The sequence below is a fragment of the Vampirovibrio sp. genome (assembly GCF_041737375.1).
Taxonomy (GTDB): domain Bacteria; phylum Cyanobacteriota; class Vampirovibrionia; order Vampirovibrionales; family Vampirovibrionaceae; genus Vampirovibrio.
This window is the reverse complement of sequence record NZ_JBGSRV010000017.1, coordinates 1-14617: the sequence shown is the minus strand read 5'-3', so window position 1 is coordinate 14617 and position 14617 is coordinate 1. Positions and strand designations below refer to the sequence as shown.

Genomic DNA, 14617 nt, shown 5'->3' with positions numbered 1-14617 from the left:
TGCGGAACCGGTGCGGCCATAAAACCATATCCTACCAGGATCTGCCGGGGTGCCAGATCAAAATGTCCACAATCAGGACAGTCATCATATTGGACAACCATGAGTTTTCCTTTTTCTCGGTTGTTTTTTGGGGAGGGAATCGTCATTACAGAGCGTAAAAGCTGCGACAATAAACGCGCAGCCAGATTTTTTGATTGTAAGCCATATGATGAGCTGAATACTATTGCCCAGTTAGGCAGGTGTTATTAATTTTTTAAACTTTAATAACAGTCAACAAAAAGCCGATGCAACCTGCTTCTTCACCCAAAAGTCAGACCCATCATTTTGAACAGTGGGCTTTTAGCCCCGAATTAAAGGAGGAGATGATGTGACAGGGTTCACCGTACATTGCTTCCAGCTTGCAAGGTCCAGTACTTTCACAGATAATGCAGGAAAATAAATGACCTATCGGGATGTAGCGCAGCTTGGTAGCGCACTTCGTTCGGGACGAAGGGGTCGCAGGTTCGAATCCTGTCATCCCGATTTTTTCTTTTTAGGGCTCACCCGAGGTCCGGTGTTCAAGTCACCGATGGCCCACCATATAATTCATAAGTTTAAAAAACAGCCGGAAATGGCTGTTTTTTTTGTGTACATCGATATGCCACAAAAAGAGATTCTGTAATTTACAAGCTCAAAACACCGATTAAAATCTGTTTGGAATAACATACATTGACATTGTGGAGGTCGCTGGTTCGAATCCAGTACCGCCCACCATACTCTCCCCAGGGTTTCCAAGATATCGCAACTAATCCCCAAATACCCCATGGGACACTAGCGGGACACTTAAAGTCAAAAAGCTTCGATAACTTTCAATAAAATTCAAAAAGAAAAGAAAAGAAGCTATACCTTTATTTTTTGTTTTTGATAGCTAGCCCAACGCTTTTCCGAAATCATTAAGCCGTAGGTGCTCCTGCGGCTCTATTGCGCAGCATTACTGACTTCAAGATGCTCTTGCAGATACTTCTCTAGTGGGACATACCTTCGCAAAAAAGGCTCCAGCATATCTTTTAATTGCTTTATCTCAGAAGGACTACGATAAAAAGTATAGATGGAAGCATGTGCCCGATTATCTTCACGAGCAGTGTCCAAGACGATATTGATACGCTCAGAGTTAGCATCCAGCATTTCATGCCTAACAACTTGGGTGAGGAGTTCATATATAAACTCTTCAGCTCTACCTTGAACATTAGGGTTGGCTTTTTGAGCAGCCACTCTTTCCCGAATTATGGCAGCTGAAGCATACTTTTTGCGATCTACACTAAATCCACTTTTTTTTAAGTGCTCGGATGGAATGGCTGTCTTACGAACATTCCCATGCTCGTCTATTGCTTCTGGATTAAAACCAGTACGCAACAGAACTTCCTCGTTACCTACAAGTCCCGGAGAATAGGTAGACTGAGCGCAATCCTCATGCAATAGGAAATGAGTTCGGAAACTAGTCATTACTCCATCTGCAGACACCCTAGGATATCCTCTGGCAGTGATTCTCTAGCTGGCATATAATCTCTCAAAATTTCTGTTCCATCCGCCAGCTTAGCATAGTATGAGTAGGTCCCATCTCCAAAAAAGCCTAAGTCAAGGTCAATACGACTGTTTTCCCAGAGAAAATTTATTTCACCATCTTCTGCTAGCCCAATAAAGGGGCGTTCAACCTTATTCCAATCTATATGTCGTACAAAAACCTCTGCATCAGTAATGGTTTCTCTGGAAGGCGCTATGCTATCAGGGGCATACCAGCCGTTTTCATACATTCCTAATGTTCGTAGCCGAGTAAGTATTTGAATATCGACACGATTCTCATCTAAAGTTATGCCTGTAAAAAATGTGGGGATTGTTTGAAAATCACCTAAAGCACTATAGGCTTCGTTAGGAATAGGGAAGCCCAGCTCAGTTGTATTTTTAAAAGCTTCCCAAAACTGAATGTCTTCAGTAGCTTTTTCTAATACGGAAATTTCTGCGGTCTTGGACTCAACCAAGGTCAACGGTTTAACAGGAAAGATATATGTTGTGGAAAAGCAAGCAGACATAACAATCCTCCTGACTATAAATTAATTCGTTTTATCATTTCCGGGGTCAAGAGATTTCGTAAAACATTTTTATTTGAGTCATGCAGATAGTTCATAGCTTTGGCTAAGGCGGTATCAGAGACTTCCGATTGGACCATTAGATACTCTGTATCAGCTTCAAAACCTTGAATAACCATACTGTGCTCTATCTTTGTAAGATGCCCTCCAGAAGTACCTGTTGCATCAATATTGACCTGATTTAAGCACTCTCTATCAGGCTCAGCATTATCAATCGTCTCAAACCATCCACTATGACAATGCCAACGATAACCTGAGGAAGTAAGAGCCTTACCATGCAAAAACTCTGAACTTGGAGAAAACAGGAGCTTAGGATCATACTCTTCTGGTTGACCATTAAACTTAAAATGGTCAATGTACTTCAAGCCTAGACCAACAACCTTTGTTTGTGAAGGTGTAATCTTCTGAAAAACCACATTAAAATACTTTTGTACGCGCTCCCAGACATCAGACCAAGTTGTGTAATCAAGACAGTGAATGGATACCACCTTGGGCATTACCCTTACTACCCAGTCCGCTGTACCGTTTGGTTGAAAGTGTTCTAATAAGACACCAACCGGCTCCATATCTACTGTTCTCTGTATAGCAAATGCTGAATCTTTTGCAGAAAAAGCTATTCCTCCACCTTCAACCCTCTTAAACCCTGGCAGATCGGCCTTTACCGTCTCATCATGTTCCAAGGTCAGCAGACGATCAATGACCGATCTTTCAAACGGTTGATGGAACTCACAAAAGAATACTGCCTCAATAATGGCATGCGCTTTATTTGCAGGTTCAAACAAAGCTTTGATATTCTGCGGGCTTGATGCCATCTACTGAAAATCTCCTTCCTTTGAAGGATCTTACCTCAAATTCTCAAGAGAAGCATCCTTTTCAGGACGCAATAGGGATATATACTTTAAATATACCTCGTTTCTACTCTAACTTCAATACTATGGGCAACTACGGCAAAATAGGCTTACAAATATCAGCAACCAGAAAGAGATACCCTATACTTTAGCTTGAACGGCAACCTAATTGTTTACGAAACGCCTTCTCTGAGCTTCTCAAAAATCCAGATCATTTCTAAAAATTCTTAGCTCTTTGACTTTTAGGTCTCTCCAAAGAAGATGAACATACTTAAGGAATATGACAAAAAGAATTTAATAACCCATTACGGACCTGTTGTCCCATTTGTTCTTTTTCATTTACAAGCATCCTAGCGATTACAAAATACATGAACTTCCTGAACATGGGCCTCTAAGGTGAAAATATCCCCGCATAGCTCCATGTCTCTAGCCATGGTGGCATAGTTGATATATCCCCGGATATGCTCAGGGACTTGCTCCAGTCCGCCGGCTGCCTCGGTCAATGATGCAGCAACGTCTTCCAGGCTGGCATAGCATCCAGCGTATCGGTCTTCCATAGCTTATCGGGCTTCTTCTAGGTTACCGCCAAAATGGACAATCAATTCAGAAGCCAAAGGCCCATGCTCTTGGATGAACTAGGCCATGGCGGTTGCGATTCCAAGCTCTGATACTCAGACAGGGAGACCGAGCCAAAGCCCTTACAGTCGTGAATGCCCCATTCTTCCGCATCTGGTTCAGGAGAAGCCTCTTTAATCGAATCTTGCAGAGTATCCACATCATCACAAGGCATCCACCGGTCCTGTAGCTTACCGGCGTTATAAGCGGACAAACAGGTCACATAAATTCTAGGGGTTAGTTGCTCTACTGCCATTTTCAATTTCTCCAAAAGCTTGAACTGCTGCGCATCGGCTAAAATAGGCACACTGCGCCATTTTTTAACAGGCTGACCTTATAGCGGGTTCCTCTGTGGAAGGCCTGAAATGTCAGGACTGGCTGAAGAATGAAGCCACCCGAAGGGCTTGGTCTTGATGTTTCAGGACTGGAACAGACAATACCAAGCGAAGGGCAGCAGGTTAATGAGCCTCGCATGCGGGAGGGGGCGACGCAGGGAGTGGGCTATCCTTCAACCACCGAAATAGCCGCCACTAATCCTTTATAGTCCGCTCATCGCATAGCACCCGGTGCCCAACGAGGCACCCGACCCAAATTTATACTCTAAAATAATCTTCTTGTTGATTAGTACGACCTAATTAAGCCAACAATCTAACAATTATAAGTATCATCCCATAATAAAATGTACTGCCCATAACAAAGTCTGCTCCATTATCTGCTAGGCCAGCCGTTAAGAAAGTAAGAATATTGGCCACTAATGCAATATTTGCCGTTTTTTTAAAGAGTTCTTTTTTGTTCATAGGAGACTTAATCCAGCGCTCCACAATGAGCTGACATAATATAGCAAAATAAAAATTGCTGAAAACAAACATTAGAACAGTTAGTATTATCGGGCCAAAGTGCCTTTCAAGATCGATAACATCATGCTTCTTACCACCTTCTGCATCTTGGATAAAACATTGGTAACGCCTCATGAAAGCAGTTTTTATCCATAGCTGCGCTGGTTTACCCATATGTGTTGTAAAGAGTATCAACTTGCCCTGTTTTATTGGTTGACCATTTAAACAAAACTCATCTTTGAAAAACGACCATCTGTGAGATAAGTTGTTTGTCGAATCAATCGTATAAATCTTCTGCATTTAAAATTCACCTCTTTTCACAAGAAAGCCCCTGCGTTTATTAGTCCTTCTCTTGCTACTTATTGTTTCCATTTGCGTCAATAGTGTCCGTGTTTTTAAAACTCATTTACATGAGCATCCTACTCGTAGTAAGAGTATTCTTGTTCTTGAAATCTTAATTCTTCATCTTGTTGTAATTGCTCTTGTTCTAAATCTGCTTGTTGTTGAATACTTTCTTCAGCCTTTCGATTAGCGGTACTTAATAGCAAAAAGAAGACAATAAGAGTAATCCAAACCCAATTCAAGCTATGACCTCCAGCATTCGATTTTACCTGCCTCCACAAATTCGGCAAGGGACGCCACCGCGCCGGAGAGCCTCCGTTCTGGAGATGCGAATGCAGTTATGGGTGCAACGAATGGCCCAAATACAATTAGGATTATGGTATTTGTAGCTATTTTCATTAAAGTCCACCATTATCATTTTTTGGTTGGCTGGAGAATGGTGTCCCTTGTTGGCAGCAAAGCTTGGGTTGTTTAGGCTCACCTGAAATGTTCCGATCAAGGCTGCACTCAAAACAACTGACCCTATAAGCAGAGCTCTTTTTTTATTGTTTAAAATGTCCTTCATTGGCTTTACCCTTTCAATTTACACAATTTTAATCATGTAAAAAGCTACCCCGTGAAGGGTAGCCGGGAGTTAAGAAACCGCTTGTAGACGGTCACGGCACATTTTAGCCGGAGCCTGGACATATTGTGCCGTCTCCCGGCTAAAAAACCGGAAAGACGGCATCTTTTTATGGTCTGATGCTGACCACTACAAGCAGGGTTCTTACGCCCCGGCTGCTACCCGCAAAGATAACAACCTCCATAGCATACTAAAAGCAGAGCCTATCTACAACTCATTCGACCTACACTAGAAAGGATACACAAGAATATAGGGGCTTAAGCCACTAGGTGATTAGATTAACAGTAATATATACACCTGATACGACTGCTCAATCTGCAAACTTGTCAATAATAACCAGATGAAAAAGAAAACCGCCTCGGCATAGAAATGTTAATCAGGCTCAAGAAAAGCCATGGCCGAAATCAAGATTTATTTTGAATCGAAGCGCCGCCCAGTAAGCAGAATTAAAGCTTGCCAAAACTCATCAATTCACAATAGGGGTACACTTCCGGTTTTTGTTCGGGCACTTGCCACTTCCGTTTCATCAGCTTGAGAACTTATCTTGCAACTAATAGCAATGCTCAAGCACAGGGGGAGTGCAAAGGACACCTGCTTGCAGTTTCAGGTCACATAATGATGATTTTAATTATCCTTTACAGGAATGAGTTCTTTAGAATTGATGAGCGTTCATTTTATTAAAGGCTCTCTGTAAAGCAAGATGCATATAGTATTTATATGTATCTCGTTGCTTGGGCGGTCAGTATATCTGCTATTCAGTTACATGTTGCAAGAAGATTCAAGCGGCGACCGCAGGGAGGTTCGTATCATTGGCCATGGCTTTATCTTATATTACTATTTACAGTAATTAATAGATCTATCGTCTTTTTATTACTATTTTAACCTCTGACAAAATATTTTGAATTTTCAGGAGAGCACCTCTAATAGGGGCGATTGAGATGAAAGTATTTCTTGATTAGGCTTAAGAATAGTATGAAAAATAGGTTTTAACCTGAATTGAAAGGTGTCTGTTTCTGTATTATGGGTAAAGTAAATTGTTTTTCTGACTACTGGCAAAAAAATAACTTTCCCATTATCTTTCAAGGCTTTTATACTGGTAGTGTTTAAAGTTGAGGAAAGCATGCGTCCGAATTGCCCCCGCTGTTTAAAAGGCCCGCCTATCAAAAATGGGTATGTCCTTAATAAACGCCGGTGGAAATGTCGTTTCTGCCGTTATGAGTATACCAAGGTCGTGGTTCAGGGCCGTAGCGATAATTATAAACGCCAAGTAGCCACTCTTTATGAAGTTGGCCACAGCTCTCAATCTATCGCAAAACTACTGCACATCTCTACAGCCTCAGTCATGCAGTGGGCCAGAAAATGGGCACAACCTACTAGCAGAGTACATTCTCTTAACCCAGCACAAATCACAAAGCGCTTTAAAACAATGAAACTGATTCTAAATCAACTCTAGAATAATAGAAGCGAGGCCCACCAGACTCACCAAAAAGAAACTTTGGACTAGCGGCTTGCTGATTTCACTGTCAAACCTATCTAAACCAGCTTGATTCTCAAAATCTTTATTCTTCTGGCCATCTGGTCACTCATAATGGCTTATTTATATATTTTTTTTTGGTAAGTAAAGATCTAAACAAAGATGGCCGGATGGCCAGCCTTCCTCTTTATTTCTCAAGTTTGTAAGCATGTAATCCGACTCTTCTTTTACCAACAGTTCTAGTCCTACTAGTATGGTATCCAGCGTCCTTGAGAAGGCTTATAAATCTGGCCTTAGTTATTTTTTCTGAATCAGGAAAGCTGGAATAACTTTGGAACAGGGCATCATTGGAAATAAAAGCAGAAGCATCAGCAGGCTTGAGCAATTCCGTTACCCAACTCGTCAATGGATTTTGACTATCTCTATACTGCTGAAGTTCATTTTTAGCCCGTTGACTTTGCGGAAATTTACCTTGATTTCGCTGCAAGTGTTTCGCACCCTGTAAAGCCCAATTGAAAATCCCGTCAATTTCCTCTTCCAGCCAGCAGATTAAATCAGTAGCCTGCCTTGACTCAGGAATAATATTTTTAAAATAAATAATGAGCAACCGATTATAAACTGCCTGAGTAGTATCTTTAATTTTAGGTAATGTATTAGTGAAAATGACATGCTTACAAGTCGGTGTTATTGTCTCTGGTGGTTTATTCTTAGGATCAATTTGTACTGGGTCACCAGTGCTAACCAGTTGCTTAAATCCTCCTTCTGCCATTAGCGCATTTTCTGGTAGTTCTGAGATGATATTAACCATTTTGTTTTTAATCGGCGCTAAAGCTCGGGGATCGCTCATAGCTCCAATCTGGATAGAACACACATTGGATTGACCCACAAGTAGTTCTAATACTTTAGCCACCAAAGATTTACCTGTGTTAGATGGGCCATAGCAAATCAACCCTTTTTTAAACTGGGCATGAGGAAATAGTACATACCCGAAGAAAAGTTGAAGGGTTTCTATTTTTTCTGGATCATCTCCAAGCAAGTCGTTCAAAACTGAAAGCCACATTTCACAGCCTTCTTCTGGTTTATACTTTATATTTAAGACCTTATTAAGATAATATTTTTCATTGTGCGCCTCTAATTTATTTGTAATAAAATCGACAACTCCATTTAATACGGGAACCTGTGTCTTCGAAATCCTATTCCAGGGAATTGGATCTTTCAGCGCCTTAATGCGGATATAATCAGCAATCTCTTTACGCCTGCTGGCTTTTGCAGAAGGCAAGTCATTAGACATTGCTAATTGCATTAGCTGATAGTTCGAGATGGGTTGCCACACCCTACTATCAAATTGATAGAATTGACCTTGAGCATCAGTGATTATTGAATGCTTTTTCAAAATTTTTTCTGCAATCTCGTTAGAATGTTGGCTGAAAAAAGTGGTCTGATTACTTTCCAAAACTTTTCCTCCCTGCGGTCATGTCTAGAATTTGTTGCCGAACAGCCTTTAAGCCCTCTATACAGTGCAAGTCGTTAAAATCGGTAGTGCTTTTACCATTCAGCTTTGAAAAGACCGGAAATACGACGGGACAGCTTACTGCACTTGCAGCTTCAGTAGCTTTTTCACGTCCAATATTTTTCACATCTATGTCATCATCTCCACAAATCAGAAGCTCTTGATCTGGATGGCATGAATGAAACGCTTCAACTACAGGAGTAATGTTTCCGGCTGAGAAACAAACGATAGTTCGGAAGCCAGTTGCTAAATGAACAGTGACACCTGTTGCATAGCCTTCTACAAAGCAGACTGGCCCATTACTATTTTTACCAATAGTGTGAAAGACACCTTTAACTTTTTGACCAGTGCAAAAGTATTTTTCGCCCAAATTATTGATTTTTTGCCATCCCCACAATTTACCATTCACATCACGGCAAGACACATGCAGGGTGCGCCCTCTCCAAATCACATCAGGGTCTTGATATTCTTGAATTTTTTTCCTTTCAAGATAGTCGTTTCCACCTCGCCTAATTTTGATTTTGCCTAACTTTAATGCCTCTTGGGCAACATCTTCTTGACTTTTTTCCTTTTCAAGACTCATCTTACCCCTAGTTAGAGGTGCTACGACATTGGGAGATGACTTTCCAAGTACTTGATAAATTTTTATTTCATCCTCTGTAGAGAAATCCCCAAAAGTGCAAAACATGATTTGGTCGCCACTTTTTCCGTTGGCTATAGATGAGGTGTACCAATATCGGTTATTTTTACCTGCACGATGAATTTTTTCATCAGGAATTATGGTAGTGATGCTTCCACTAGAGTATTCATTTATCTCAGCTGCTATGTCATAAACCTTTTTCATAAATTTTCCTCGCATTAAATTAAGCCCTAACGCCCATCATAGAAGCGTTGAGCAGTTTATTACTGATAGCCCTTTGCGAATTACGTGCGGGGCTGATTACCCTCTTCCAACCAAGAAAAAAATGAAGGCAAATGGATCAGAACTTTACGGCCAAACATCCGACATACTTTTTTATTAAAACCATTAGTATTCCTGAATCGATGCCAACGGACAGCAGGAACCGTTAGTACGCTTTGGTAATGGTCTATTTTACTGAGAGGCACTAGCTCATTAATGGAAACAGTTGGAAACATTTTGCATTCTCCTGTTGCTAACAGAAGTTGATTATGAAGGTATGGTTGTGACGGGGAGTTACAAATATCGGCCAATATTAATTGTTTATATAATCGTTAATCGATTATCTGAATTTACAAGCTTCCAACCAAATTTGTTAAGTTCTTTACCTACACGCCAAACTAATTGCTTAATGGCATCTTCAGTGACGCAGTATTTATTTTTAAAAGCCAGATGAGTCACAGAGTGATTTTCGCTGCTCCAAATCCAGAGTACTCGACATCTCATCCCATCAGTCAACTTGACTCTGTACACGACGACCTCTATAAAATCAAGCCTTTTTTCCCAACTTTCTGTAAAGCTTTGTTCTTCTGAATGCGTAACATACTGTTCCATATCTTTTATGAGAAAGAGTAAAGCATGACCCAATCTTTCGTTAAAAGAAGAAGGCAATGACTGCTCAGCGGTAAGATCAGACATCAAGTGATCTTTGATAATGGAATTGGCTTCGTCCGGGTGAAGATAATAAGTCCCATTAGTCATGCTAAGCTCGTAACAATTCCTTAGTACATCTAACAGGAACTTCAGTTTATTGCTCTTAAGAAGATAGGGTTTATCATCAAGCTTTGAACCTGAAAGACCTATAAGCAAATGTTTTTTCCTGTTGTTGAGCTTAATAGGTATCATTCAAAAAACCTTTTTGTACATAAACTATTCACTAAAATGTTGCTGAGCCATCCGTTCAATAACACTTGAGGTATGCCCTTCTGTAAGATGGCTGTATCTTTTTACCATTGAAAGAGTTTTATGGCCAAGTATATCAGCAATCTCTAACAAGCTTGCACCGTTCATAGCCAGATAAGATGCAGCTGTATGTCGTAAATCATGAAATCGAAAATCGACAAGATTTACCTTTGAGACGAGTTTTTCCCACTGCTTACGGATTTCATACGGTTTTTTCCCATCTTCACGAGCAAAAATAAAGGGGGAGTCAATTCGTCGAACCTTATTTAGGTCTTCTAATACTCTAAAAGCTGGCTTTGCAAGAGGCACTCTTCTTCGTTCACCATTTTTAGTTTCTTCAAACAAAACTGACCGGCGTTTAAAATCAACATCTTGCCACCTTAAACCCATAATTTCGCCCAGTCTTGCTCCTGTAAGAAGGGCAAGAATAATAACAGGATAAAGATGCTTACTATAAGCGTCTGTTTGGGCCTCTGAGATTAATTGGCTACGCTCCTGATCGTTTAAGAAACGAACTCTGCCACGTTCCGGCTTTGGTTTCTTAACGTTTTTTACAGGATTTGATTCTGCCCAACCCAGATCTTCGATACCATAGCTAAAACAAACACTTAGCGATGCTAAATATCGGACAACCGTTGCGTTTGAAAGCATTCTAGATTTCTTTTCGCCTTTTTTAAACATAGGTTCATTTAGCAATTTGTCCCGATACTCAGCAATAAGCTGGGGGCTAATATCTTTTAAGAGATAGCGTCCAAGTTGATCCTTCCACCAAAGCAACTGAGGCCCAACAGTTTCTTTGTCATCATTACGCTGAGCCAAACGTTCGTTTTTATACTTGTCTATCATCTCGCCTAATGTGCGCTTCCTGGGCTCAGAAGACTTAAAATACCGTCCTTCTCGAATGGCCGCTTCGGTTTGCTGTGCCCATAGCCTAGCATCTGTTTTTCTAGCAAAGGTAGCAGTTTGAACGGGAAAGCCCTTGAGGCGTATTTTGACTCTATAAGACAGCTTGCCGTCCAAATCTTCACGTTTCTCTATAGTGGCCATGGCCAGATCCTACATTTTCTATGGGACATTCATGGGACACTGCGGGGCAACTTTCTTCCAAAAATCTCCATCAGCCTCAATAACATGATAACCTTAAAAATGCCTAAAATCAAAGCTTTTAACGATTGAAAGTTATTGAGCATAATAGATTATGTCACATTGACATTGTGGAGGTCACTGGTTCGGTGGGATAGGTTTTGACCTAGGCTTTAATTTTGTCCATAGTCAACCTGTAGATTGAGATTCTTAAGAATATCTTATGTTTCTTATTTGTGCTTGAACAAAGACGATGAGCATGGATCATGGGATTCTATTAAATTTTCTTTGTCCCGTGTTTACCACCAAGCACAAAGATAGAGCTTAGGGGAAATAAGAATGCCCAATCCGGCCAAGGGTAGGTCTTCGTCTGCAGAAGAAGATCCGAAGCGCCCGAGTATTCCATCGAATACTTGCAAACGCCTATGGTTAGCTGCCGGCGGTAGATGTGAATATGAAAATTGCAATGAAGAGCTGTGGCGGAACAACTTAACCTTCCGCCAAATGAATAAGGCATACATTGCTCACATAGTCTCTTGGAAACCCTCTGGACCACGGGGAGAGGCAGTCGATTCTGATAGGCTCAAGATAGATATCAGCAACCTCATGTTGATGTGCGATCAATGTCACCGGGTTATTGACGATCTCGATGTTCCCGGCCACCCTAGAGAGCGCCTCGAAGAGATGAAACGTAAGCATGAGGTCAGAATCCAACTTTTAACTGGCATCAAACCAAACATGAGCACTGAAATTCTGATTTATGGCTCGAATATTGGCTCCAGTCGCGGGCTGGTTAGATATGATGCTGCATGCCAGGCAATACTCCCGGAAAGAATCCCTGCAAGCCCGGATGGGCTGGTTCTTGGTATGCAGAATAGTACTTGGGAGGACCGAAGTGAGCAATTCTGGATGGTAGAGTCTACTCATCTAATGAAAATGTTCAATGATCGGGTCCGGCCTCGTCTGCGACAAGACTCTATTAGCCATATCTCTGTATTTGCCGTAGCCCCGATTCCACTTCTGATTCTTTTGGGCTCGCTTTTAACCCATTTACCGCCTGTGGATATCCGTCAATTGCAACGAGAGCCAGTTCAAGACTGGAAATGGCAGCCCCGCCCTGCTGAGTTTGGTGGGTATATTCTAACTCCACCTGCAACGATTTCCGGACCTCCAGCTCTGATCATGTCGCTTAGTGGCACTATTACTCTAGATCGCATACAGGCGATCCTTGGTGACAACTTTAACCCTTGGGTCTTCTCAATCAAGGTCCCCAGCACTAACTTCCTGAAAAGCCCAGAACAACTCAGTGAATTCCGCTTGGCAATGAGGGAATGTCTAGACCAAATCAAAGTCATGCATGGATCTGCGGCAATCCATCTTTTTCCCGCGATTCCGAATTCCATCGCTGTCGAGATGGGTCGGATTTTGCTTGAGAAGGCCGACCCACCTCTTCGTGTCTATGATGAGGGTCAGCAACTGGGTGGTTTTATTTACGCTCTCGACATTAATCAACGCGCTTTACCTGTAGGAGAATTAGTCAATCATGAACAATGTCGCCCAGAAGGATCTGTCATTAGTTCTTGAACAGCTCGCTTCTGATCTTGATATTCCTCTCAGTAAATATGACGAGGCAAAACAGCACTATGATGCTGTAGGTGCTTGGCTCAGCGAGTGTCCTGACCTCGATAAATATGACCCCGTAATTTTTTCACAAGGCTCATTCAGGCTTGGCACCGCAATTCATCCCCAGAATTGCGGTGACTATGATGTCGATGCCGTTTGTCTTTTACGTCATGCCACCCTTTTCACATTCGCTCATCAAAAAGATCTTAAGGCTATCGTTGGTCGTCGTCTTCAAAACCATAAGACGTACAAGGCGATGCTTAAGCCTCCTGGGGGTGGGCGACGCTGCTGGACACTTAAATACGCCGACGGGTCCAAATTCCATCTTGATGTTTTGCCTGCCATCCCGGATGATGCTGCACACAAGCAACGTCTTATCCAACATGGCGTTGATCCAAGTCATGCTAGACATGCTATCTGCATTACGGACAGCGCGACTTGGGATCACGATATCGAGTGGCCGAGAAGCAACCCCGAAGGCTATGCAGAATGGTTTAAAACTAGGATGGCAACCACCTTTCAGAAGCACCGGCTCATCCAGGCACAAGTTATGAAGGCTGAAGTCGTAGACGTTCCCGATTATAAGGTTCGTACTCCCCTTCAACGAATGGTTCAGCTCTTGAAGCGCCATCGTGATCTTATGTTTCAGAATGATGACGATAAACCGATCTCGATTATCATTACAACTCTTGCTGCGCATGCCTACCAAAACGAAGAAGATTTGATGGAGACCCTATACCAGGGTATCCCCCGTATGCGTGCTGAAATAAAAAAAATCAATGGCAAATTTTGGGTACCGAATCCAGTTAATCCCTTAGAAAATTTTGCAGACAAATGGGAAGACCACCCTCGAAAAATGCTAAACTTCTTCCGATGGCTGGATGCCCTTGAGCAGCTTCACATCGACCTACTTCACTCGCGAAGCTACGAAGACGTCTCGGTCAAACTCCAAGCTGCTTACGGTAAAGATGCCGCTACAAAAGCAGTTCAAAAAAGTTTTGGAAGCCCCCCATTAACCCAAGGCCCTTCACTATCAGATCTAGTCGAAAAAACTAAAAGCGTCTCTTCTGCGGTTGCTCGCCGGGCGCCTCAAGCCATACGTCAATTTTTCAATCTTCCGCATCGTGAAGCGCTGCGCTGGCCCGATATTTCTCAATACACTGTCACCATTCGTGGGGAAATGCAATACGGTAATGGCCCATACACCGAATTCTATAGTGATGGTACCGCTCTTCCCAAATACGCATCCTTGAAGTTCACAGCCTATCCTAATGTTCCGCAACCATACGACGTCAAATGGCAGGTTGTTAATACTGGTACTCAAGCCGCCAATTCACGAGGACTTCGCGGTAATATCTTTGATAACCCACTTGTGCGTATGGAAGGTACCGAGTATACGGGATCTCATTGCATCGAATGTTTCATCATCAAAAATGGAGTGTGCGTCGCCCGAAGCAGGGAGTTTGTAGTGAATGTTGAGTAAGGGTTGTGTTTTAAGCCAACCCCTCAGTAAATAGGATGATCAATCACCACATGACTGTGACCGGGTCCTTAATTTAGATCCACTTTGAATTAGAGATTTTTGGATTTTATCACGACCAGTTCTTTGGGTTACAAAAAAAACTTCGTCGTAAAAAAATCAGAAGAAACGGCTGTAAAAAACCGGTTGGAAAGCCGCTA

At 42.0% G+C, this 14617-nt stretch carries 12 protein-coding genes and 1 tRNA gene; 3 read left to right on the top strand and 10 right to left on the bottom strand.

The features are described from left to right. Positions 1 to 448: 448 nt before the first annotated feature. Positions 449 to 522: transfer RNA gene (locus tag ACEW81_RS11245), tRNA-Pro, on the top strand. Positions 523 to 957: 435 nt separating this feature from the next. Here ACEW81_RS11245 and ACEW81_RS11240 read toward each other — a convergent pair. From ACEW81_RS11240 to ACEW81_RS11195, 10 genes are all read right to left on the bottom strand, one after another. Further along, a complete protein-coding gene (locus tag ACEW81_RS11240) occupies positions 958 to 1392 on the bottom strand; it encodes a hypothetical protein (RefSeq protein WP_373533082.1) in 435 nt (144 codons plus the stop codon). Positions 1393 to 1481: 89 nt separating this feature from the next. After that, complete coding sequence (locus tag ACEW81_RS11235) at positions 1482 to 2066, bottom strand: hypothetical protein (RefSeq protein WP_373533081.1); 585 nt, start codon at positions 2064 to 2066, stop codon at positions 1482 to 1484. Positions 2067 to 2080: 14 nt separating this feature from the next. Further along, positions 2081 to 2935 (bottom strand): TIGR04255 family protein, encoded by an 855-nt coding sequence (locus ACEW81_RS11230; protein ID WP_373533080.1) that lies wholly within the window; start codon positions 2933 to 2935, stop codon positions 2081 to 2083. A gap of 386 nt (positions 2936 to 3321) precedes the next feature. Then, the gene (locus ACEW81_RS11225) at positions 3322 to 3528 is read right to left on the bottom strand and encodes an antirestriction protein ArdA (protein WP_373533079.1); all 207 of its coding nucleotides are present in this window, start codon (positions 3526 to 3528) and stop codon (positions 3322 to 3324) included. A gap of 41 nt (positions 3529 to 3569) precedes the next feature. Beyond that, complete coding sequence (locus ACEW81_RS11220; RefSeq protein WP_373533078.1) at positions 3570 to 3842, bottom strand: antirestriction protein ArdA; 273 nt, start codon at positions 3840 to 3842, stop codon at positions 3570 to 3572. A 379-nt stretch (positions 3843 to 4221) separates the two neighbouring features. Beyond that, positions 4222 to 4722 (bottom strand): hypothetical protein, encoded by a 501-nt coding sequence (locus ACEW81_RS11215; protein WP_373533077.1) that lies wholly within the window; start codon positions 4720 to 4722, stop codon positions 4222 to 4224. Positions 4723 to 7047: 2325 nt separating this feature from the next. Continuing rightward, complete coding sequence (locus ACEW81_RS11210; protein ID WP_373533076.1) at positions 7048 to 8313, bottom strand: DNA primase family protein; 1266 nt, start codon at positions 8311 to 8313, stop codon at positions 7048 to 7050. Further along, entirely contained in the window at positions 8303 to 9214 is a 912-nt protein-coding gene (locus ACEW81_RS11205) for a toprim domain-containing protein (protein ID WP_373533075.1), read from the bottom strand. Before ACEW81_RS11205 ends, ACEW81_RS11210 begins: the two co-directional genes overlap by 11 nt. Positions 9215 to 9592: 378 nt before the next feature. Beyond that, positions 9593 to 10174 carry a hypothetical protein gene (locus ACEW81_RS11200; protein ID WP_373533074.1) on the bottom strand — a complete coding sequence of 194 codons (582 nt, stop codon included), beginning with the start codon at positions 10172 to 10174 and terminating at the stop codon, positions 9593 to 9595. A 24-nt stretch (positions 10175 to 10198) separates the two neighbouring features. Then, positions 10199 to 11278, bottom strand: coding sequence for a tyrosine-type recombinase/integrase (locus ACEW81_RS11195; protein WP_373533073.1), 1080 nt, complete (start codon positions 11276 to 11278; stop codon positions 10199 to 10201). A gap of 375 nt (positions 11279 to 11653) precedes the next feature. On the opposite strand from ACEW81_RS11195, the gene ACEW81_RS11190 reads away from it, so the two are divergent. Next, positions 11654 to 12898: an HNH endonuclease gene (locus ACEW81_RS11190; protein WP_373533072.1), complete on the top strand. Its 1245-nt coding sequence runs from the start codon at positions 11654 to 11656 to the stop codon at positions 12896 to 12898. Continuing rightward, entirely contained in the window at positions 12858 to 14420 is a 1563-nt protein-coding gene (locus ACEW81_RS11185; protein WP_373533071.1) for a nucleotidyltransferase, read from the top strand. The genes ACEW81_RS11190 and ACEW81_RS11185 overlap by 41 nt, the downstream gene beginning before the upstream one ends. Positions 14421 to 14617: the final 197 nt, after the last annotated feature.

Bases quoted from the DNA above. Each gene is read 5' to 3' on its own strand.
- ACEW81_RS11190 (WP_373533072.1), top strand. From the start codon at position 11,654: ATGCCCAATCCGGCCAAGGGTAGGTCTTCGTCTGCAGAAGAAGATCCG.
- ACEW81_RS11205 (WP_373533075.1), bottom strand. From the start codon at position 9,214: ATGAAAAAGGTTTATGACATAGCAGCTGAGATAAATGAATACTCTAGT.
- ACEW81_RS11230 (WP_373533080.1), bottom strand. From the start codon at position 2,935: ATGGCATCAAGCCCGCAGAATATCAAAGCTTTGTTTGAACCTGCAAAT.
- ACEW81_RS11235 (WP_373533081.1), bottom strand. From the start codon at position 2,066: ATGTCTGCTTGCTTTTCCACAACATATATCTTTCCTGTTAAACCGTTG.
- ACEW81_RS11195 (WP_373533073.1), bottom strand. From the start codon at position 11,278: ATGGCCACTATAGAGAAACGTGAAGATTTGGACGGCAAGCTGTCTTAT.
- ACEW81_RS11185 (WP_373533071.1), top strand. From the start codon at position 12,858: ATGAACAATGTCGCCCAGAAGGATCTGTCATTAGTTCTTGAACAGCTC.
- ACEW81_RS11220 (WP_373533078.1), bottom strand. From the start codon at position 3,842: ATGGCAGTAGAGCAACTAACCCCTAGAATTTATGTGACCTGTTTGTCC.
- ACEW81_RS11215 (WP_373533077.1), bottom strand. From the start codon at position 4,722: ATGCAGAAGATTTATACGATTGATTCGACAAACAACTTATCTCACAGA.
- ACEW81_RS11225 (WP_373533079.1), bottom strand. From the start codon at position 3,528: ATGGAAGACCGATACGCTGGATGCTATGCCAGCCTGGAAGACGTTGCT.
- ACEW81_RS11200 (WP_373533074.1), bottom strand. From the start codon at position 10,174: ATGATACCTATTAAGCTCAACAACAGGAAAAAACATTTGCTTATAGGT.